The sequence below is a fragment of the Granulicella paludicola genome, assembly GCF_025685545.1.
Taxonomy (GTDB): domain Bacteria; phylum Acidobacteriota; class Terriglobia; order Terriglobales; family Acidobacteriaceae; genus Granulicella; species Granulicella paludicola.
The window spans coordinates 128,499-149,162 of sequence record NZ_JAGSYC010000024.1 but is presented as its reverse complement, the minus strand read 5'-3'; the positions used below and the strand labels follow the sequence as shown (position 1 = coordinate 149,162).

At 58.3% G+C, this 20,664-nt stretch carries 17 protein-coding genes, 2 tRNA genes and 1 pseudogene; 17 read left to right on the top strand and 3 right to left on the bottom strand.

The genetic code is table 11. The features are described 5' to 3' along the window. The first annotated feature begins 2 nt into the window (after positions 1 to 2). From OHL14_RS10030 to OHL14_RS10020, 3 genes are all read left to right on the top strand, one after another. A complete protein-coding gene (locus tag OHL14_RS10030; protein WP_263379206.1) occupies positions 3 to 689 on the top strand; it encodes a CDP-alcohol phosphatidyltransferase family protein in 687 nt (228 codons plus the stop codon). 116 nt (positions 690 to 805) lie between these two features. Continuing rightward, complete coding sequence (locus tag OHL14_RS10025) at positions 806 to 4,147, top strand: S41 family peptidase (RefSeq protein WP_263379205.1); 3,342 nt, start codon at positions 806 to 808, stop codon at positions 4,145 to 4,147. A gap of 24 nt (positions 4,148 to 4,171) precedes the next feature. Beyond that, positions 4,172 to 4,747: a cob(I)yrinic acid a,c-diamide adenosyltransferase gene (locus OHL14_RS10020; RefSeq protein WP_263379204.1), complete on the top strand. Its 576-nt coding sequence runs from the start codon at positions 4,172 to 4,174 to the stop codon at positions 4,745 to 4,747. A gap of 293 nt (positions 4,748 to 5,040) precedes the next feature. Here the strand turns inward: OHL14_RS10020 and OHL14_RS10015 are convergent, their stop codons facing one another. Beyond that, positions 5,041 to 7,212: a polysaccharide lyase family 8 super-sandwich domain-containing protein gene (locus tag OHL14_RS10015; protein WP_263379203.1), complete on the bottom strand. Its 2,172-nt coding sequence runs from the start codon at positions 7,210 to 7,212 to the stop codon at positions 5,041 to 5,043. A gap of 258 nt (positions 7,213 to 7,470) precedes the next feature. Between OHL14_RS10015 and OHL14_RS20220 the strand changes: the two are divergent. The 12 genes and pseudogenes from OHL14_RS20220 to OHL14_RS09960 form a co-directional block, all read left to right on the top strand. Then, a pseudogene (locus tag OHL14_RS20220) lies at positions 7,471 to 7,995 on the top strand (glycosyltransferase family 2 protein); the annotation flags it as partial. 55 nt (positions 7,996 to 8,050) lie between these two features. Next, positions 8,051 to 8,479 carry a sugar transferase gene (locus tag OHL14_RS10010; RefSeq protein WP_263379202.1) on the top strand — a complete coding sequence of 143 codons (429 nt, stop codon included), beginning with the start codon at positions 8,051 to 8,053 and terminating at the stop codon, positions 8,477 to 8,479. Positions 8,480 to 8,536: 57 nt separating this feature from the next. Further along, positions 8,537 to 9,604 (top strand): 3-deoxy-7-phosphoheptulonate synthase, encoded by a 1,068-nt coding sequence (locus OHL14_RS10005; RefSeq protein ID WP_263379201.1) that lies wholly within the window; start codon positions 8,537 to 8,539, stop codon positions 9,602 to 9,604. Between the two features lie 387 nt (positions 9,605 to 9,991). Beyond that, entirely contained in the window at positions 9,992 to 10,357 is a 366-nt protein-coding gene (locus OHL14_RS10000) for a response regulator (RefSeq protein ID WP_263379200.1), read from the top strand. Further along, positions 10,354 to 10,842 (top strand): hypothetical protein, encoded by a 489-nt coding sequence (locus OHL14_RS09995; protein WP_263379199.1) that lies wholly within the window; start codon positions 10,354 to 10,356, stop codon positions 10,840 to 10,842. The genes OHL14_RS10000 and OHL14_RS09995 overlap by 4 nt, the downstream gene beginning before the upstream one ends. Positions 10,843 to 10,869: 27 nt before the next feature. Beyond that, positions 10,870 to 13,554, top strand: a complete 2,685-nt coding sequence (locus tag OHL14_RS09990; protein ID WP_263379198.1) for a chemotaxis protein CheW — start codon at positions 10,870 to 10,872, stop codon at positions 13,552 to 13,554. Next, positions 13,551 to 14,024 carry a chemotaxis protein CheW gene (locus tag OHL14_RS09985; RefSeq protein WP_263379197.1) on the top strand — a complete coding sequence of 158 codons (474 nt, stop codon included), beginning with the start codon at positions 13,551 to 13,553 and terminating at the stop codon, positions 14,022 to 14,024. Before OHL14_RS09990 ends, OHL14_RS09985 begins: the two co-directional genes overlap by 4 nt. A 62-nt stretch (positions 14,025 to 14,086) precedes the next feature. Further along, entirely contained in the window at positions 14,087 to 16,009 is a 1,923-nt protein-coding gene (locus OHL14_RS09980; RefSeq protein ID WP_263379196.1) for a methyl-accepting chemotaxis protein, read from the top strand. Between the two features lie 110 nt (positions 16,010 to 16,119). After that, the gene (locus tag OHL14_RS09975; protein WP_263379195.1) at positions 16,120 to 16,494 is read left to right on the top strand and encodes a response regulator; all 375 of its coding nucleotides are present in this window, start codon (positions 16,120 to 16,122) and stop codon (positions 16,492 to 16,494) included. 36 nt (positions 16,495 to 16,530) lie between these two features. Then, positions 16,531 to 17,652 (top strand): protein-glutamate methylesterase/protein-glutamine glutaminase, encoded by a 1,122-nt coding sequence (locus OHL14_RS09970; protein WP_263379194.1) that lies wholly within the window; start codon positions 16,531 to 16,533, stop codon positions 17,650 to 17,652. After that, positions 17,649 to 18,482: a CheR family methyltransferase gene (locus OHL14_RS09965; protein ID WP_263379193.1), complete on the top strand. Its 834-nt coding sequence runs from the start codon at positions 17,649 to 17,651 to the stop codon at positions 18,480 to 18,482. Before OHL14_RS09970 ends, OHL14_RS09965 begins: the two co-directional genes overlap by 4 nt. Positions 18,483 to 18,496: 14 nt before the next feature. After that, positions 18,497 to 18,958, top strand: a complete 462-nt coding sequence (locus tag OHL14_RS09960) for a chemotaxis protein CheX (RefSeq protein ID WP_263379192.1) — start codon at positions 18,497 to 18,499, stop codon at positions 18,956 to 18,958. A gap of 58 nt (positions 18,959 to 19,016) precedes the next feature. Here the strand turns inward: OHL14_RS09960 and OHL14_RS09955 are convergent. Then, a tRNA-Pro gene (locus tag OHL14_RS09955) sits at positions 19,017 to 19,093 on the bottom strand. A gap of 41 nt (positions 19,094 to 19,134) precedes the next feature. Next, positions 19,135 to 19,668, bottom strand: coding sequence for a DUF4112 domain-containing protein (locus OHL14_RS09950; protein WP_263379191.1), 534 nt, complete (start codon positions 19,666 to 19,668; stop codon positions 19,135 to 19,137). 67 nt (positions 19,669 to 19,735) lie between these two features. On the opposite strand from OHL14_RS09950, the gene OHL14_RS09945 reads away from it, so the two are divergent. Beyond that, positions 19,736 to 19,810: transfer RNA gene (locus OHL14_RS09945), tRNA-His, on the top strand. Between the two features lie 68 nt (positions 19,811 to 19,878). Then, positions 19,879 to 20,664, top strand: coding sequence for a DUF72 domain-containing protein (locus OHL14_RS09940; protein ID WP_263379190.1), 786 nt, complete (start codon positions 19,879 to 19,881; stop codon positions 20,662 to 20,664).

The following is a 20,664-nucleotide window of genomic DNA, read 5'->3' as shown; positions in this document are numbered from 1 at the left end:
AGATGACGACAACGACCGCTGCAAGTACATTTACGTCCGCGCAACGCATCCACCAGTCGCTAACGGCCGCTGGAGAAAAGCGACTGCTGATGTGGCTGGCTCAACACGCGCCCGCATGGCTCACCTCCGATCAACTCACGCTGCTTGGATTCTGCGCGCAGATGGCTGCCGGGGTGTTCTACGCTCTGTCGCGATTCGACTCTCGCGCGCTGATGGTGGTGATCGTGTGCATCCTTCTGAACTGGCTGGGCGACTCACTGGATGGGACACTGGCCCGCGTGCGTAACCAGCAGCGCCCGCGCTATGGATTTTATGTCGACCATATCGTCGACAGCTTCGGCTCGATTGCGTTGATGAGCGGCCTCGCGCTCTCAGGATTTCTGCACTGGCAGACGGCTATAGCGATGCTCGTCGCCTTTCTGCTGCTCTCCAGCGAGAGCTATCTGGCGACCTATACCCTTTCTCGCTTCGAGTTGTCGCAAGGGTTCTTCGGCCCTACGGAGATTCGCATCCTGCTCATCGCTGGCAATCTTGCTTTGCTGCGGAGTCCTTACTCAACGGTCCTCGGACATCGCATCCTGCTCTTCGATCTCGGTGGAGTGATCGCGACAATCGGCATGTTTGCGATGGCGATTATCACCACCGCGCGGCACACGGCACAGCTTTATCGCGAGGAGCCACTGCCATGAAGGGGTTCGGTGGGTAACTTCGGTGGGGCAAAAGCTGAGCGTTTGCGGACGGAGATTGGCGTCTCCTGATCCGTTACACTCGTCTCACCGTTATCTTTCCTACCGAGGGTCCAACGTTGCGCGTATCGTTTGCCGCCTTTCTTTTCGCTCTTCTTCCCATCGCCGCCCAGTCGCAGTCTGCCAAGCCGACATTTGCCAATCCGGCACTGTCGCCCGATGGCAAGGAGGTTGCGTTTGCTTCGGGTGGCGACATCTGGACCGCGCCCCTCGGAGGCGGTGACGCGCATCTGCTGATATCGAATCCGGCAGAGGAGTCGCGCCCGTTATATTCGCCCGATGGCTCGAAGCTGGCGTTCCAGTCCACGCGCACCGGAGCGAACGATATCTACGTACTGACGTTTGCGACGGGGTCGCTGCAACGCATTACGTATACCGATGCGCCGGTGACGCTCGATGCCTGGTCGCGCGATGGGCGATGGCTGTACTTCACATCGTCGGCGACTGACGTTGCGGGTCAAGGCGATATCTTCCGCGTGCAGGCGACAGGCGGAACGCCGCTGGAGGTTTCTGCGGAGCGTTATCTGAACGAGTTTGAGTCGTCGCCTTCGCCCGATGGCAAATCCATTGTGCTGGTGGCAAAGGGCATCTCGAGTTCGCAGTGGTGGCGCAAGGGCCACTCGCACATCGATGAGACAGAGTTGTGGATCAAGCCTGTCTTGGCACCTTCTGCGACAGACGCGGGCTACAAGAAGCTCGTTCCGGCCGATGCAAAGCACGCGTGGCCGATGTGGTCTGCGGATGGGCGCACGCTCTACTTCATAAGCGACAAATCGGGCGCGGAAAATATCTGGTCGGCAGACGCGGCAACGGGAACGGCGAAGGAGGTTACGCACTTCACCTCGGGACGCTGCCTGTGGCCCACGATCTCTTATGACGGCAAAACGATTCTCTTCGAGCGCAACTTCGCGATCTGGTCACTGAACGTCGCGACCGGCAAGACGGAGGAGTTGCACCTCGCTCTGCGCGGCGTGCCAAGTTCTCCAGGCGTAGTGCATGAGCACCTTGCTTCGTGGTCGAACCTCAATCTTTCGCCCGATGGCAAGAAGATCGCCGTCGTGGCGCACGGCGAAGTGTTTGCTGCGAGCGCGAAGGACGGCGGCGAACCGCAGCGGCTTACGACGACCGACTCTGCTGAGACCGATCCGCAGTGGTCACCGGATTCGACGAAGGTGCTTTACCTCTCCGAGCGCGATGGCGGCTCCAGTCTTTACGAATACGACTTTGCCACCAACAGCGAGCACCCGCTGACGCACTCGACGGCCATCGATCTATCTCCGACGTGGTCGCCGGATGGCAAGTCCATCGCGTACCTGCGGAATCGCAAAGAGCTGCACATCCTGACGCTGGCCGATGCCAAGGCGAAGACGGAGATGAAGGACAAGGTGATTGCGCGTGCTGAGATCAACAGCTATGGAGGGTCTGCAATTGCGTGGTCGCCGGATTCGCACTGGGTTGTGTTCGTGCCGACAGGCATTGATGGCTTTAGCAACTTGTACGCCGTGCCTGCCGATGGCAGCAAGCCTGCGCAGGCGCTGACCTTCCTTGCGAATGGGCAGACGGCGTCACATCTCGCGTGGTCGCCCGATGGCAAATACATTCTGTTCGATACAGCGCAGCGTGCGGAGACGCCTCAACTCGCGCGTGTCGATCTGGTGCCGCATGTGCCGGTGTATCGCGAAGACCAGTTTACGGATCTGTTCCGCAAGCAGTCTTCGCCGGGCGCTCCGGATACACCCTCACACACGGAGACAACGCCGGGCACGGAGCCTGCTGCGCCTGCCAGCGAGCCGAGTCCTGAGCCGGCAGATTCGAAGCCAGAGGCCAAGGCAGACGCGAAGGCGGAGGCTAAGCCTGCGGCGAAGAAGAAGCCTGAGCCGACGCTGATTGTCTTTGAGGGGATTCGCTCGCGGCTAACGCTGCTGCCGATCGATCTGGAGCTGCGCTTCCCTGTTATCAGCCCGGATGGCAAAACGCTCGCGTTTCTCGCGGATGTTTCGGGTACGCAGAATATCTACACGTACTCGCTCGATGAGCTTTCGCGTGAGCCGGCGACGCCGCGCCAGCTGACCTCGACTGCGGGGTCGAAGTCGAACATCGCATTCACGCCCGACTCCAAGAGCCTGTACTATCTCGAAGGCTCTGGCCCGGGTGGAGAAGGCGGTGCAGGCGTTCGCAGCATCGCTATCGAGACGCGCACGCCGAAGCCTTTGACGCTCGCGACGTCAATCGACGTCGACTTCGACAAAGAGAAGATGGTGGTCTTTGACGAGGCGTGGACGACACTCGATCACCGCTTCTGGAACGGGGAGTTCAATGGAGCGAACTGGCCCGCGCTGCGCGAGCAGTGGAAACCCTATATTGAGGGAGCGCGCTCAGGCCCCGAGCTTCGACGCGATATTAGTTTGCTGATCGGCGAGTTGAACAGCTCGCACTCCGGCATCAGCAAGCCTGCTATGCCTGCAGTTCGAACAGGACGTCTGGGGCTGCGCTTCGAACGGCTGCCGTATGAGAACGACGGCAAGCTGATCGTGCGCGAGGTCGTGCCGCTGTCGCCTGCGGCGCTGGCTACCAGCGATGGAAAGCCAGCAGCGCTGCAGGTGGGCGATCAGCTGGCTGCTATTGATGGCGTGCCTGTGAATGCGACCACCAATCTCGATGCTCTGCTCGAGGACAAAGCTGGCAAGCGGGTCGTGCTTTCCGTTGCTCCTAAGGGCGACGTGGCGAAGAAGCATGATGTCGTTGTTCGTCCGGTGACGCTGCAGGTGGAGTCCGGTCTGCTCTATCGCGACTGGGTCGATTCGCGGCGAGCCTATGTCGAGAAGATCTCGGGTGGCAAGCTCGGGTATGTCCACATCGCAGCGATGGGTGATAGCGATCTCGCGCAGCTGTATCTCGATCTCGACGCGCAAAACCAGGAGAAGCAGGGCGTCATCGTCGATGTGCGTAACAACAATGGCGGCTACGTGAATGGTCGCGTGATCGACGTATTTGCACGGCGCAACTACCTGCTGATGACGCCGCGTGACGGCGGCACGGTGCCCAGCCGACAGGCGTTGGGCCAGCGCTCGCTGGGACTGCCGACGGCGCTGGTCACGAATGAATCGACGCTGTCTGATGGCGAAGATTTCACTGAAGGCTATCGCACGCTGGGTCTCGGCAAGGTGGTGGGCACGCCGACGGCTGGCTGGATCATCTTCACCGGAGCGCAGCGGCTGATCGATGGCTCCAGCGTGCGCGTGCCGGGCGAGCGGATTCAGACGCTGGAGAACAAGGACATGGAGATGCATCCGCGACCGGTGGACATCGAGCAGCTTCGACCGCTCGGTGAGACGGAGACGGGTGAAGACATCCAACTGAAGACCGCGGTGACGACACTGCTGGATCAACTGAAGAAGTAGCTTTACGGTGACAGGAGAAGGACGATGAGCATTGCGACGAAACAGGGAGACGGTGGCCAGACGGCGCTGGTGGGCGGGGCGCGCGTCTCCAAGGCAGACCTGCGGGTGGAGTCGTACGGCTGCGTGGATGAACTGAACTCGGTGCTGGGTTTTGCGCGCAGCATTTGTGAGGACAAGGAGATTGCCGGGTGGACTGAGACGATTCAGCGAACACTGTTTCGTGTTGGCGGTGCGCTGGCGACGCCGGTGCAGAAAGAGGGTCAATCAGCGGCGATCGTTGCCGAGGACATCGACATGCTCACCGAACTTGTTACGAAGATGGAGACGACGGAAGGTATCCTGTCAGACTGGTCGCTGCCGGGAGCGCATACGCAGTCCGCGGCATACGAGGTGGCACGCACTGTGTGTCGGCGAGCGGAACGCGCGGTGGTCCGACTGGCCGAGTCTGGTGAAGCGGTGCCGCCGACGGTGATTGCGTATCTGAACCGGCTCTCCGATGTAGTCTGGCTCTTCGGCCGCTGGATCGAGTTCCACGCCGGGGTGGAGTCGCGGCTGCGGCCGGAGACCGAGGGTGGACCTCGCTGGTCGCGCGCCTGGTAGGAGTTTAACACAGAAAAATAGCGTGAAAAGCTTTAGGAACACGATGCGAGACCTCGATTCGCGATAAGCTGCGGAAACAGAGCAATGAGCGATCTTAAGAAAAAATCATCCGTGTGCAACCTGTGTTCGGGACAGACGATGCGGCGGTTGAGCCGACATGGTTTCCTGGAAAACAGCATTCTGTCTCGACTGGGCTATTATCCGTGGGAGTGCGCGACCTGCCGCAGACGACAGTATCTGCCGGAACGCGGCGGCTCTCACACGAAGAGCGACTTAGTGCAATCACGCAGCGATCATTGAGGCTGAAGGTGGAGCGTGGCCGATCTGCCATCGGCGAGAGAGACGCTGCCGGAACGTGGGCCGACAGTAACGCGCAACATCGTGGTAGTAACGCGCAACATCGTGGTCTGGTGCGTCGGCTCGGAGGCGGTTACAGTGATACCACCGGGCAGGCGACGGACCAGCAACATTGAGGGTTTGTCCACGGAGATATCACCGAGCGGGCTGTGGGCTGCGCCAGCGGTGTAGAAGATCAACGCGACAACGTGTTCGGCGGGGTTGTACACGCTCTGCAACGTCTCGGTATTGGAAAGTACTGCGAGCGGTGGAGCAGAGGCGGCGGCGTTCATCTGCTCTACGCTGGTATCCGGAAAGACAGCGTACGTGTAGGTGCCGCTGGCGGGACGCGGACCGTGGTCGATCCAGAGATTGAAGACCTGGTGGCTGACGGGGGTTCGAGGGCCGGTGCCGATATCCGACCAGGCGCCAACCTGCGATTGACTAGAGACGACAAAGTGCGCGCCGGGCCAAAGTAGATAGCCGACATGATCGTGCAGCACGAAGCGGGAGGCGGCGTCAGCGATGCCCTTGCGGAGGCCGACAACGAATTGCCGCTGAGGCCCGATCTGAACGGAGCCACGCGCAAGGGTCTGATTGATATCGGTCGCTATGTCGTCGTCGCTCGCCTGCGGTCCAACGGCGCGGATGCCAGCTCCGAGACAAAGATAGACGCCATCAAAGAAGAACCAGGCCTTGCGTGCCTGCAGCGGACCACGCCGCAGGTCCATGGCAGCGGCGGAGGTGTGTCCGTCCGTGGCTGCGCCAACGAAGGCCGTCGCTCCGGTCTGCATGATGTTGTTGACCTCGAAGGTCTGCGGAACGCCATTGGGCATGGAGGTGTGGAGGGCGGTGGTGCCGGGGATCAGCGTCCAGTCCCACACGGGAAAGATGTCGAGGTATTCATTGCCGGAGCGATAGAGAAGGTTCATGCCATCGGCAAGGTGCACGGAACGAAGCCCCTGACCACCAACGAGCTCAGAGTTGCGCGTGCGTGTGGAGAACATGCGCAGCGAGGCGAGATACCCGCTGCGGCGAGAGACGAGGTAGTCGGAGTGCCAGAAGAACCTGTCGCCGTTTACAGGCGAGTCAGGCGATGCGACGCTGTCGCCGAGGAGAAGGCGATCGGCGAAGGCCTTCATCTCGGCCTGGCGCGGAACGGGCTTCGCAGCTAACTGCTGCACGAGCCGCTGGAAGGTGGAGTTGGCGCCGACACGCGGCAGATACGGCCAGGTGATTTCGCGGCCAGCCGTGGCGTGATCGAAGGTGTCGCCACGGATCATCCACTGATCGCCATCGAGAAGAAAGGCGATGAAGGTGTGGAGCTTGTCGGGTGCGATCTGGAACGGCGTGTGCCAGGAGATGAGGATCATCTGCATCACGTCCTGCGCGAAGGTAAGCCCATAGCCGCCGGAGTACAGCAGAGCTCCATGCTGGTGGAAGGAGTTATCGCTCATGATTCCCTCCCCGCGCTGGTTGCCGGACAGGAGGTCTTCGGTGTACCCAGCGTCGGCGAAGAGACCATGGAAGCCCTCGACAACGTTTGGTTCGTTACCTTGCAGAATGCCTGCGAGGATCTCGATCTGCCGCGCCCAGACGAGGTTTTCGCCGGTGTAGGTCCCGAAGTCGCCGGTGCGTGCCATGAGCTTTGTCACGGCCTGGTTGTCCTGCGGCGTCAGGCTGGGTTGCAGCAGCAATGCAGTCTTGCCGATCTCCTGCGGGATCCAAAGAGTTCCCCACCACCAGTTGGAGTTTTGAAAATCGTTCTTGAGCCAGAAGCGCAGAGCTGAGATGGCTTTGCCGTCCAGCTTCGGGTCGGGATGGCCTGTGTCGCGCGCGGCATACGCGGCAGCGGCCAGCAGTTCCATGCGATGGAGATGGTCCTGCAAAGGCCAGTTCATGTCGGCCTTGCTCTGATAGGGGATGTCTGACCAGCTGCCATCGGAGGTCTCAGTCGCCGCGAGGCTGTAGGCCTTCGCCACCAGGGCCGCGCCACCGTTCTGCGCCACGATCGACCGAGAAAAGTTCTTCGCTATCTGACTTGGAGCTGCTGCGGTTTGCGCATGTGCCGCATATAGCGATGGAAAGAAGAACGCGATGGCGAGCATAGCAGGATGAGAACGCTTCACGAACGGCTCCTCATGACAGATCTCAACGCAGACGATGAGCTGCAGGGCGGAAATGACGCTCTGGCCGCAGCATCAACAACCGAGTGATTTCGTTGCGCGACGAAGTGGATCATTATGGTCCGGGGATCGTAAGTAAGTTTTTCCAAGGCGTACGCGCGATCATGATTTCTCTGCATACTTTGATTGCGAGCGCGTGATTCCCTGTTCCTGCAGAGCTGCGATCGCTAACCTGCGAAGGGACGGACTAGAGTGCCTGGGATGCAGCCGATAGCGCAGATGCCTTTGGTGAGTGTGGTGATACCGACGCGGAATCGACCGCACCTGGTATGCCGGGCGGTGCGCTGCGCGTTGGAGCAGACCTATCCCAACGTCGAGGTGATTGTGGTGATAGACGGTCCCGATACGGCGACGGAGCGGGCGCTGCAATCGCTGGAGGAGTCGCGGGTGCGCGTGCTCGCGCTTGAGGAACATGTAGGCGGCTCGGAGGCGCGCAATCTTGGAGCACGCGCGGCAAAGGGCGAATGGGTCGCTCTGCTTGACGATGACGACGAGTGGATGCCGGAGAAGATCGAGCAGCAGATGCTGTTGGCCGCGACACTCGAAGATAGGAACGCCTTTATCGCGTGCCGCTTTTACAACGAAGCTCTGGGTAAGGGTGCCACCTCGCCTTCGCGGTTGCCACGGGCGGGGGAGCCGATCAGCGAATACTTCTACTGGCCTGAGGGCGTGCGCGGAGGCGAAGGGTTTCTCCAGACCTCGACGCTGCTGATCCCGCGTGAGCTGCTGCTGCGGGTGCCGATGTTGAAGGGGCTGCGACGCGGTCAGGAGCTTTCGCTCCATGTGCGTCGACGCCGAGACGCGACTGCAGCAGCACCTGACCGACGACGAACGCGCCCGCTCCGAGTGGGCCTGCAGTCACAAGCTAAAGCAGGATCCGCGCACCACGCGCGTCGGACGCCTCCTCCGGCGCACCAGCCTCGACGAGTTGCCTCAGTTCTTCAACGTGCTCTCAGGAGACATGAGCATCGTCGGTCCACGCCCCATCGTGCAGGCGGAGGTAGCGCGTTACGGCCCGCACTTCTCCGACTACTGCACCGTCAAGCCTGGCCTTACCGGGCTATGGCAGATCTCCGGTCGCAGCCGCCTCACCTTCGAGCAACGCGTGCTGCTTGATCGCGAATATGCACTCGCCTGCTCTCTGAGAGGAGACCTGAAGATACTCTCCCAGACCTTCAGCGCCGTCTTGCGTCGCGACGGCGCCTACTGACATACTCTGCACCTCCCCGCTGCAAACGGCCCATAGCTAGTATTCTGGTAGGCGGCCATGACATATCCCACAAACAACCTCAGGATCGTATCCAGCAAAGTCGTCATCCCTCCCATCTTTCTTGAAGAGGAGCTGCCACTTACGGACAGCGCTTCGCGCACCGTCTTCGAAGCTCGCCGTCAGGTCGTCGACCTGCTCAACGGCGAAGACGACCGTCTGCTGGTCGTCGTGGGCCCTTGCTCTATCCACGATCCCATCGCTGCCACGGAATATGCAGGCCTGTTGAAGCAGGCCATCTCCGACTTTTCGAGCGATCTCATCCTTGTTATGCGCGTCTACTTCGAAAAGCCGCGCACCACTCTCGGCTGGAAGGGCCTCATCAACGATCCGTACTTTGACGAGTCGTTTCGCATCAGCGACGGCCTGCGCATCGCGCGGCGCCTGCTGCTTGAACTCGCCGAGATGGGTGTCCCCGCGGGCACTGAGTTCCTCGATATGATCTCTCCGCAATACGTGGCCGACCTCGTAAGCTGGGGCGCCATTGGAGCGCGCACCACCGAAAGCCAGGTCCACCGTCAGCTCGCCTCCGGTCTCTCCTGCCCGATTGGCTTCAAGAACGGCACCTCCGGCAACGTGCAGATTGCTATTGAAGCGATCCTCTCCGCAAGCCATCCGCACACCTTCCTTGGCACCACAGAAACCGCTCAGTCCGCCATCCTTCTCACCTCGGGTAACCCCGACTGCCACGTCATCCTCCGCGGCGGCCGCCAGATCACCAACTTCGACGCTGCCTCCATCGCATCCACAGCCGAACAGATGGAAAAAGCGGGCGTGAAACCTCGCATCATGATCGACTTCAGCCACGCCAACAGTGGCAAAGATCATCGCCGCCAGGCAGTGGTCTCCCACGATGTAGCCCAGCAACTCGCCGCAGGCGACCATCGCATCATGGGCGTCATGATCGAAAGCAACCTCGTCGCTGGCTCGCAGCCGCTGCTTGACGGGAAGGCCCCTGTCTACGGCCAGAGCATCACTGATGCCTGCATCGACTGGTCCGAGACGCGAACCCTCCTGCAGGAGCTCGCCACAGCCACGCAGCAACGCCGCGCCACATCGAAGCGGTAGCTCTCAAAGACTCAAGTTGGAAGGAAACGGTCGGGGCTACGGCGGTTTGTTTCACCGCATACGCCAAGACCTTCTCCTGATCGCAGGTCGGATCGGTGCAGGCAGACTGGACCCGTTCCCGACCTGCCCATGCGAGCGCACGCACAATCTCCGCGGCTGGCTCCTTGGCGAAGACGAGTTGCCACTCGGGATATAGATCCTCCTCGCCTGCACAGGCGAGCGCGCCCCGCCACTGCCACTCAAATCTTTCTCAGCCATCTCCTCGCTTAACGAAAAGCAGCCAGTCTGAGATAAGCGGAAGTTTGTACCTCATGGAAGTTCCCTGCCCTGCCGATAGCGTCTACGAGAACGACGTCGGGTAGCAACCCCGGGTATCGAGGGCAAGGTATGAATATTTTGCTGGTGGATGACAGCAAGGCTATGAGGCTTTTGGTGAAGCGTGCGCTTCGCGAAGCCGGATACGGCACGGGAACAGTGCTGGAAGCTTCGAACGGTGAAGAAGCGCTTCAGATTGCCAGGCAGAATGTGCTCGATCTACTGCTGTCGGACTGGAACATGCCGGGCACCACGGGGATTGAATTGCTGAATCAGCTGCGGGCCATCGGCAGCGTGGTCAAGTTCGGATTTATTACGTCAGAATCGGCCCCCGAGATGCGAGCACGCGCTATCGCTGCCGGTGCGCAGTTCATGATTACCAAGCCCTTTACCTCGAACGATCTGAAGCTGGCACTGGCCGGGGAGTTCGGGCAATGAGCACAAGATTGCCTGCTGCAGAGACGATCTCCCGACTCCTGTGCGGAACCTTGAATCGCGCCATCGATCTCAAGCCCGCCAAGCCATTCGATCTATCTGCCAAAGGCAAGCGGGTCTACAGCGTCTACCGCGATGCGGATGAGATTCAAACGTGTCTGCTGATATGCGATTTCCCACTGCTGGTCTATGTGGCGGGCGCTCTCTTGAGCTTTCCCGCTTGTGCGATGCTCGATTCCATCAAAGCTGGGGCGATGGAAGATAGCCTCGCTGACTCTGCAAAAGAAGTGCTGAACATCTGCGCGCAGTTGTTTCGAGGCCTCGGACACCAGGTGTTCCAACGGCTGGTAATGCCTCCACCGGTGGTGCCAGTGGATATCGACCAAACCATCAAAACGCCAACAGAGCGCGTGGATTTTGCCGTAGACATTGCGGGCTACGGCACCGGGCAACTCACTCTTCTCTACGGACCGGGCCGCAACAGCTAACCGCTTGAAGCAACTGCAGAGGAACACGTGGACGATCAGGAAATCATTAACGAGTTTTTGATTGAGAGCAACGAGAATCTGTCGCGCCTCGAGCAGGAGATTGTCGATCTCGAAAAGCATCCCGATGACGCTCTGCTGCTGGGTAGCATCTTCCGCACGATTCACAGTATCAAGGGTGCATGCGGATTTCTGGGATTCGGCAATCTCGAATCTGTAACGCACCTTGCTGAAAATATTCTCTCGCAGCTGCGTACCGGCGAGAAGCAGCTTACAGCCGAACTGATCTCTCTGGTGCTCGAATCTACGGACGCCATCAAGAATGAGCTTTCCAGCATCGAGAAGACATCGCAGGAGAGTGGTGAAACGTATGAGGACCTGCGACAGCGGCTTTCTGCAGCAAGTGTAAAAGGCACGTCCGATGGAAGTCTCGCAGCAACCGTCGAAATTACTGAGACGGTGCGATTGGAAGCGGTTGAGGCTGAAACGAAAGCAGCAAGCGCGCCTGCGCAAGCTCAGTTGCAGTCGGCAACGACAACGGCTCCGCCGTCGGAAGCAATCATGTCGGTCCCCGTACAGGAAGCCCTGCTCACTTCTCCGGGTGAGGATGCGGACAAGATCACAGCAAACAAGGCAGGCCCTATTGCTGATTCGACGATCCGCGTCGATGTCGGTCATCTGGATAAGGTGATGAACCTCGTGGGCGAGCTGGTGCTGGCGCGCAATCAGATTCTGCAATACACCACGCAGCAGGATGATCCGATGTTGAATGCGACGGCACAACGCCTCAACCTCATCACGTCGCAACTGCAGGAGGACGTGATGAAGGCGCGGATGCAGCCAATTGGTGTGGTCTGGAATAAGCTGCCGCGCGTAGTGCGTGACCTGGCGTCCTCCTGTGGCAAGCAGATCCGCCTGGAGATGGACGGCGCCGAAACCGAGTTGGACAAGAGCATCATCGAAGCCATCAAAGATCCATTGACCCACATTATTCGAAACTGCTGCGATCACGGCATTGAAGCTCCGGCAGAGCGGACACGTCGGGGCAAAGCGGCAACAGGCACTCTTACCCTGCGGGCCTATCACGAGGGTGGCAAGGTCAACATTGAGATCGCAGACGACGGAGGTGGCATCGACGTCAACCGCGTGAAGCGTAAAGCGCTCGACCGTGGATTGATGAATCCCGAGCAGATCGCGAAACTAAGCGATCGCGAGGCGGTCAACCTTGTATTCCTTCCCGGCTTCTCTACAGCCGAGCAGGTCACAAGCATCTCCGGTCGTGGTGTGGGGATGGACGTCGTCAAGACAAACATCGAGAAGATCGGCGGTGTTGTGGATATGAGCAGCACCACGGGTCACGGCACGACCATCAAGATCAAGATCCCTCTGACCCTCGCCATCATTCCCGGCCTGATTATCGAGAGCGGTGGCGAGCAGTTTGTGATCCCACAGGCGAGCCTGCGTGAGCTGCTTCGGCTGGAGAACAACCCCGGATCCGGACAGATCGAGATGGTGTATGGCACGCCGGTATACCGTCGTCGCGGAAAGCTACTCCCGATAGTCTCCCTGCGCGACATTCTCAAGCTTCCTGCCAGCGGTGAAGACTCCGAGGTGCTGAACATCGTCATCCTGCAATCGGACGAGCAGCTCTTCGGCCTGATTGTGGATTCCATTCGCGACACGCAGGAGATCGTCGTCAAGCCGCTTGGAAATCAATTGAAAGGTCTCCGTCCCTTCGCAGGTGCCACCATCATGGGCGATGGCAGTGTGGCGCTCATCCTGGATGTCGTCGGCCTGGGTCAGATTGCGAATGTCGTTGCCGACAGCCCCCTGAAGACCAGGCATGACGCAGACGAACGCGAGGACGCGTATGAAGATCAGCAGACATATCTGCTTTTCCGCTCCGGGGCCCACGCCCGGGTGGCGGTTCCCATTTCGATCGTCGCAAGGCTTGAGGAGTTCTCACGCAAGAGTGTCCAGCAAAGCAACGGCTCGCTCGTCGTCCAATATAGAGACGAGATACTCGATCTGGTTTGTCTCTCCGAATTGCTCGATGGCCAGCCATCCGTTCATGAAGAACAGAATGATTCCCTCCCAGTCATCGTATTCTCAGAAGCCAATCGCCATGTAGGACTGATCGTGGATCAGATACTCGACATTCATTCAGAGACCTTGCGAATCTCTAAAGAAGGTCGGCGCGCCGGTATCTCCGGGCACGCCGTGATCGACGGCGAGATTACGGAGTTTCTGGATCTGGCCGCCGTATTGCAGCTCGCCGGCACCGCTTGGGCACCGCACCTGGCGCCGAGTAAGCAACCCGTACTCCTGCTGGATGACAACGGCTTCTCCCGCGGCCTGGTGCGAAATTATCTAGAGCTGGCTGGTCACCCTGTGCTTGAGGCTCAAGACACAAACGACGCACTGCAGAAGATCGCGAGAAAGCTGCCGAAAGCCATTGTGCTTACTGGAAAACTTCGGTCGCAACTGCACGCGGGTCTCACTCGCATTCTTGCAGAGCAGAAAGGCGCAGAGTCGCTGCCTCTCATTCTTCTTTGCGAGCGCAAAGACGAGATCCCTGAATACAGTGAGGCTGCATCGGAGATATGGCTTGAGCGATTTGATCGGGATGGACTGATTCGGTCTCTCCTCCATCTGGAGAAGACTACATCTGTGCCAACGGACCGTGACGCCGGATCTTCGAAGGTGGCCGCATGAGCGAGAGATCACAACCCTTGAGTGCGTGCGACTCAAAATTGGCAGATATCAATCGCTATTCGACCTTCTATGTGGACGGTCATTTCTTTGGCATTGCCGTTCTGCGTGTACAGGAGGTCCTTCGTTCCCCGGAGATCACCAGGGTTCCGCTAGCCCCACCGGTTATTGAAGGATTGATGAACCTGCGGGGGCAGATTGTAACGGCCGTCGATATGCGTAGACGGTTGAACGTCCCCACGGGACAGCTCGGGCAGGCGCCTATCAGCATTGTGGTGAGGACGAACGATGGCGTTGTCAGTCTGCTGGTGGATGAGATTGGTGATGTGCTCGATGCACCTGCCGACGCGTTCGAACGGCTACCCGAAAGCCTCACGCTGGAAGAGAGCGAAATTATCGAAGGCGTCTACAAACTGGATGGCAAGCTCATGCTGGTACTCGATCTCGATCGAGCGCTTGAGATAGCGGCGTAAGACATCGGCCCTTTATCGGTTCTGAAGTAATCACCTATCGAGTTTTGAAAAGAGGATTCATCATGGCAAGGAACGGAAGTAAGGCACACAGCGACGTCGCTCTCGAAGAACCCATGTCTGAAGCTACGAGTGGTCTAGCGGACATCTCCCTCGCGATGGAAAACATTGGCGTAAACGTCTTTGTTGCGGACAGAGATCTCCGACTCGTCTACTTGAATCGTAAAGCCCGTGAAACCATGCGCAAGCTGGATGGGACCCTCAAGAAGCAGTTCGGTGTCACTCACGAAGACCTGGTTGGCATGAAGATTGATGCCTTCCACGGCAACCGTGCCGACCAGATACGCAAGATGTTAGAGGATGTGCGCTCACTGCCTATTCGCAAAGATATCAGGATCGGCAATCTGTGGCTCGACCTCAATATTAATGCCGTCCTCGACAAGGAGGGCGAATATGTCGGCACGGTTGTGAACTGGGATGAGATCACAGAAGTAAGAAGCCGTAACGAAGCGCTGAATAAGGTCCAAGGCATCATCGAGTTTGACCTGTCGGGAAACATCCTGACAGCCAACGAAGCCTTCCTTAGGCTCGTCGATTTCCGCCTGGACGAGATCGTAGGTAAGCACCACAGCATCTTTGTAGATGAATTGGAACGAAGCCTTCCGATCTATCGAGAGTTCTGGCAACACCTCGGCCTTGGCGAAGCGCAGACCGGCGAGTTTCATCGCTATGGCAAGGCTGGTAAATCGATCTGGTTGCAAGCTTCCTATTGTCCTCTTCTTGATGGAGACGGCCGTCCCTATCGCATCGTGAAGTATGCGACCGATTCCACCGCAGCGCGTCAAGCGATGCTCAGAGGAAGAGGATTTATTGAGTTCCTCATGGATGGAACCATCATTACGGCGAACGAGACGCTGTTACACCTCTTTGGTTACTCCCTTGAAGAAGTCAAAGGGAAAAACCACCGGGTGCTTTGCAGTCCCTCGTTCGCGCAGAGCCCGGAATATAAGGACTTGTGGAGACGTTTGAATCTGGGTGAGCAGGTGGCAGGAGCATTTCAGCGACTCGCCAAGGGGGGCCGCGAGGTATGGATCGATGCGACCTATTCCCTGCTGTCGGATCAGAGCGGTAAGCCATTTCGCGTCTTGAAGTATCTGACCGATATCACACCACGCAGGGAACTGGAAGACAGAATCGAGCAGACGGCCTCGTCCGTGTCGTCTTCCTCAGAAGAACTCACCTCCATCAGTCAGCAGATGGCGGGCAACGCAGAGGAGACAGCGACTCAGGCAAATGTGGTGTCTGATGCGAGTTCCGAGGTCTCCACAAACGTCACCGTCGTGGCAGCAGGCTCGGAGGAGATGCAGGTCTCGATCCGCGAAATCTCCAAGAATGCAAACGAAGCGGCACGGGTCGCGAAGAATGCTGTGACTGTAGCTGAATCGACGAACACGATCATGGGCAAACTCGGTGATTCGAGTAAGGAGATCGGCAAGGTCATCAAGGTCATCACATCCATCGCGCAGCAGACGAATCTCCTCGCGCTGAACGCAACGATTGAAGCTGCGCGTGCAGGCGAGGCGGGCAAAGGCTTCGCCGTTGTCGCGAACGAGGTGAAGGAGCTGGCAAAGCAAACAGCGACAGCGACCGAAGACATCGGTCAAAAGATCGACGCGATCCAGACAGACACACGTGGAGCGGTTGACGCCATCGGCGAAATCAGCAACATCATCAACCAGATCAGCGACATCTCCAACAGCATCGCGTCCGCTGTTGAAGAGCAGTCGGTGACCACAAACGAAATCGGCAGAAACGTTGCCGAAGCAGCCAAAGGTGTCGGCGATATTGCGAAAAACATCTCCGGTGTTGCATCGGCGGCCTTGGAAACGACGCAGGCTGCGAACGACACGCAGAAGGCAGCGCAGGAACTGAGTCATCTCGCATTGCAGCTGCAGGGGTTTGTGGCTCAGTCCCGACAGCTGCAGTAACTCGACGAACCAGCGGGATGATCGACGACCTGGTCTTCGATCATCCTGTGCATGCTGTCTGTAAAGAAGAACACTTGAACATGGAACGATGAGGAGCCGAGGCTAAGCTCATGAATAAGGCAATGGTGATCGACGATTCCCGGCCTGTGCGAATGATCCTGACAAGAATGTTGACCGAGCTTGGCTATGAGGTAAGCCAGGCAGGGAACGGGCGAGAGGCTCTGGATCTGGTAGAGCAGACAGAGGGCACGCCCTCACTCATTCTTGTGGACTGGAACATGCCGGAGATGAATGGACTGGAGTTTATCCGCCACTTCCGGGCACAACAACGTTTCTCGCGCGTTCCCTTGATCATGGTCACGACCGAAACCGAGATAGGGCATGTTCAACTGGCACTCGAAGCTGGAGCAAATGAGTACGTGATGAAACCCTTCACCAAAGAGGCAGTTCTGGAAAAGATCCAGATGATGTCGCAGCAAGGCTGAGTCCGAGGCGCTATGAACGTACTTTACAAAAAGTCCATGCCGAAGGGCTCCCGCATCCGAGTTCTCATCGTGGACGACTCCGTCGTCATCCGCCGACTCGTCACCCTTGCGCTTGAAGAAGAGCCAACGGTCGAGATCGTGGGCACGGCCTCAAATGGTGCCGTCGCCCTGAAGATGCTGGCGCAGTCAAGGCCAGACTTGATTACGCTGGACATCGAGATGGCAGAGATGGATGGGCTGCAGATGTTGTGCGAGCTGCGCAAAACCCACAGCTACAAAGATGTGCGCGTCATCATGTTCAGCACGCTCACGGAACGAGGAGCAACAGCAACCTTCGAAGCCTTATCAAACGGTGCTGACGACTATGTAAGCAAAGCTTCGAATGAAGGCTCGCTGGATAAGTCGATGCTGAGCCTGCGTCGTGAACTGATTCCAAAGATCAAGCAATTCTTCGATCTGCAAGGCGAGGTCAGTCCACCGCGGTTGATAAGCGCACCTTTGCCCCCTTTGGCCATGACAAAAAGTGTCTCGCGATCGAACGCTCAGGTCGTGGTCATAGGGGTTTCGACAGGTGGCCCCAGCGCGTTGAACGAGGTTATTCCACTCTTCCCAGCTACGTTCCCACTTCCAATTTTAATCGTGCAACACATGCCTCCCGTGTTCACTCGGTTGTTGGCGGAGAGATTACAGAGTAGGTCGATGCTCAAAGTTCATGAGGCCACGGAAGGCATGGTGGTGCGCGCGGGGAGCGTATTGATCGCGCCCGGGGACTATCACATGCACGTTGTGCGAGAAGGAACCGAGGTCAAGGTCCGCCTCGACCAGGGCGCAATGGAAAATTCGTGTAGGCCCGCGGTGGACGTGCTCTTCCGCTCCGCAGCGCAACTCTATGGCCATTCCACGTTGGCGATCATGTTGACAGGGATGGGCTTCGATGGTCTGAAAGGCACTGAGCTACTGAAGAAGCAAGGAGCTCACATCATTGCGCAGGACGAAGCGAGCAGTGTCGTCTGGGGAATGCCGGGCGCTGTAGTCACTGCCGGTCTCGCCAACGAAGTCTTACCGCTAAGTGAAATCGTGCCCTCCGTCCTGCTGCGTTACGGAGCTCACCGAGCACCCGCAGGAGTCAATCAATCCGGATCGAAGGTGAGGCTATGATCGCTGGCAAGCTAACACCACCCATTCGGCTCGAAGACTTCCATTTTCTGACCGACTATATCCGTCGCGAGTCGGGGATCAACCTTGACGACGAAAAACAATATCTAGTAGAAGCTCGCCTTGTTCCGATTCTTCAAGCAAGTCACATAGAGTCCTTCGACCTGCTTTGCGCGAAACTAAGAAGTGGAAACGGCGGTCCGTTGCAGCAGCAGATCGTGGAAGCGATGACAACGCACGAAACCCTCTTCTTCCGCGATAGCGCTCCTTTCGATGCACTGAAGACCCATATCCTTCCTCCATTGATTGAACAGAGGAGATCCCTGAAGAAACTCACTTTCTGGTCGGCCGCAGCCTCCTCAGGCCAGGAGGCCTACAGCCTCGCGATGCTCCTGCTGGAGATGGGCCTTGGTGACTGGAATATCAAAATTCTCGGTACCGATCTTTCAGAAAAGATTCTCGACAAGGCACGCGAGGGACGATATCTGCAGATTGAAGTCAACCGAGGTCTGCCTGCGAGTTATCTGGTGAAGTATTTTGAGCGGTGCGGCTTCGATTGGCAACTCCGGGAACGCGTTCGAAAAATGGTGCACTTCGAGAAGTTCGACCTTCGCCAAAGCATGCGCACAAAAGGGCCTTTCGATGTAATCTTTTGCCGAAATGTGCTGATCTACTTCGACATTGAGACAAAGAAAAAAATCCTTACTGAGTTACGCGGGACCTTATTTTCAGGCGGTTATCTCTGCCTTGGCGGCACTGAGTCCACGCTGAATCTAAACGATCAATTCAAACGCGTGGCGTTCGGAAGACCAGTTTTCTATCAGGCACCCTAAGAGGAATGTGAACGATGAGCAATCTAATCGAGATGTCTACCTGCAGAAGCACCGTGGCTGAGGTTGCCAGTGAAGTGTTTCGCACGATGCTGGAACTTGAGCTGCTTCCAAAAGCGGAAGAGGTCAACGAATCCCTTAGCGGCCTCACGGCTACGGTGCAGTTTCTAGGAGAACTTCGCGGCTCTGTTCTTATTCACTGCCAGGAAGCGCAGGCTATCGCTTTTGCCAGTCGGATGTTGGGTGAACCTCTAAATCACGTCAATGACGATGTGCGCGATGTGCTCGCTGAGCTTGCGAATGTCGTAGGAGGCAACCTCAAGTCGATCTTCTCTCCTCGCGGAATTCTCTCTCTGCCATTAGTTGCCGAAGGAGAGAACTACGTCTTGCATCTGAGCGATGCAAGTTCCAGCACCACAGTGGGCTTCGATTGCGAAGATGGGCCGTTCTACATCACTTTTACGCAGGCGCAGAACTGACCGCGACGCAGCCCGTATCTAGCCACTGCACCCGTCATGCCCAAGTTGTTGATTTGAATGGTCGGGGCGGAGAGATTCGAACTCCCGACCCTCTGCTCCCAAAGCAGATGCGCTACCAGGCTGCGCTACGCCCCGACTTCCTTCATTATTGCATCTTCGCTATCCACATGAAAGCATCAATATCCCGGCGCATGAAGCCCCTTTAGTAGACCATTTCCGATCCACAGCAGCAGCAGAAACGGCACCATCGCCAGCGCCAGCAATCCCAGCGCCAGCACGCCCATAAACAGCCAGTCGCTCGCCGTATTGCGCACCGGCCCTTCCAGGCTGCTCTCCAGCAGATGATAGTTCCGCCGGTTCGCTCTCCAGCCAATATCGAACAGGTTCCCTACGATCGGCACCAGTCCCACACCGACCTCGATCACCAGGTTCATCACCATGCGCGCAATCGTAATCATCGGTACGCCGCGAAAGAACGCTGCCAGCACGATGATGCAGCTCGCCGCGCCGCCGATAAAATCTCCCACGCCCGGGAAGAAACCGACGATGCCGTCCAGCCCAAACCGTATCTGCGTGCCCGGCACGCGGAACCATGTGTCTAAGACCTTCGATAGAAAATCCAGGTTCTCATCGCGGAACGCGCCGCCCCCGCCACCCAGTCGCGATCTCCCCTTATCCCCTGGCAACAAAATCTCTGGTGTCACAGCCATCACATTCCTCATTTCCACCGCGCATTTCGCTTCTTCTACGTTGGATGCTACAATTGAACTCGATACGGCGGCTATAGTTCAGTGGCAGAACGCCGCTCTGTGGCAGCGGATGTCGTGGGTTCGAACCCCACTAGCCGCCCCAATCTCCCTCCTGCAATCTCCATCTCAACCGCACTGGTCATCGGACCGTGCGCCGTGAAGGAAAATCGATTGCCGCGCGCGACACCCCCCCAGCCCGTATCCGTCGCCGCACCTCATCCGCGCAACCTCTTTGTCGGCACCTCCGGCTGGGCCTACCCCACCTGGAAGCCTGGCTTCTATCCCGCGAAGACACCGGCGCGCAGTTTCCTCAGCTACTATGCCTCGCAGCTCTCCTCGGTTGAGGTCAATTACACCTTCCGCACCCTGCCCACGGAAAAGCAACTCAACGGCTGGCTCGAATCCACCCCCGCGGACTTCCGCTTCGCCTTCAAAGCTCCCCAGCGCATCACGCACTTCCAGCGACTCGCCGGCAGCGAAGCCACTCTCACCGAGTTCATCGCCTCCCTCGCGCCTGCCCGCGCCGCGAACAATCTTGGTCCACTGCTCTTTCAGCTGCCGCCCAACTTCGCCGCCGACAAGAACGATCATCAGCAGCGCCTCGCAGACTTCCTCGCAACCCCCGCGCTCGCCGATGCCTCCCTCAAGATCGCCTTCGAGTTCCGCCACGCCTCCTGGTTCACCGACGCCACCTACGCAACGCTCCGCCAGCACAAGGCCGCCCTCTGCGTAGCGGAAAGCGACGACCTCGAAACCCCCGACGTCGTCACCGCAAACTTCCGCTGTTATCGCCTGCGTCGCAACGGTGGCTACTCTCCTGCCGAAATCAAATCCTTCGCCACCCGCTTCACCGACCTCGCCAGGCACTCCGAGGTCTACGCCTACCTGAAGCACGAAGACGAGCCCACCGGCGCTCTCAACGCAGCATCTCTCTTGCAGCAGGCAGGTTCGCTCTAA

Bases quoted from the DNA above. Each gene is read 5' to 3' on its own strand.
- OHL14_RS10030 (WP_263379206.1), top strand. From the start codon at position 3: ATGACGACAACGACCGCTGCAAGTACATTTACGTCCGCGCAACGCATC.
- OHL14_RS10020 (WP_263379204.1), top strand. From the start codon at position 4,172: ATGAGCATTGCGACGAAACAGGGAGACGGTGGCCAGACGGCGCTGGTG.
- OHL14_RS10010 (WP_263379202.1), top strand. From the start codon at position 8,051: ATGTGCGTCGACGCCGAGACGCGACTGCAGCAGCACCTGACCGACGAC.
- OHL14_RS10005 (WP_263379201.1), top strand. From the start codon at position 8,537: ATGACATATCCCACAAACAACCTCAGGATCGTATCCAGCAAAGTCGTC.
- OHL14_RS10000 (WP_263379200.1), top strand. From the start codon at position 9,992: ATGAATATTTTGCTGGTGGATGACAGCAAGGCTATGAGGCTTTTGGTG.
- OHL14_RS09995 (WP_263379199.1), top strand. From the start codon at position 10,354: ATGAGCACAAGATTGCCTGCTGCAGAGACGATCTCCCGACTCCTGTGC.
- OHL14_RS09985 (WP_263379197.1), top strand. From the start codon at position 13,551: ATGAGCGAGAGATCACAACCCTTGAGTGCGTGCGACTCAAAATTGGCA.
- OHL14_RS09980 (WP_263379196.1), top strand. From the start codon at position 14,087: ATGGCAAGGAACGGAAGTAAGGCACACAGCGACGTCGCTCTCGAAGAA.
- OHL14_RS09975 (WP_263379195.1), top strand. From the start codon at position 16,120: ATGAATAAGGCAATGGTGATCGACGATTCCCGGCCTGTGCGAATGATC.
- OHL14_RS09970 (WP_263379194.1), top strand. From the start codon at position 16,531: ATGCCGAAGGGCTCCCGCATCCGAGTTCTCATCGTGGACGACTCCGTC.
- OHL14_RS09965 (WP_263379193.1), top strand. From the start codon at position 17,649: ATGATCGCTGGCAAGCTAACACCACCCATTCGGCTCGAAGACTTCCAT.
- OHL14_RS09960 (WP_263379192.1), top strand. From the start codon at position 18,497: ATGAGCAATCTAATCGAGATGTCTACCTGCAGAAGCACCGTGGCTGAG.
- OHL14_RS09950 (WP_263379191.1), bottom strand. From the start codon at position 19,668: ATGGCTGTGACACCAGAGATTTTGTTGCCAGGGGATAAGGGGAGATCG.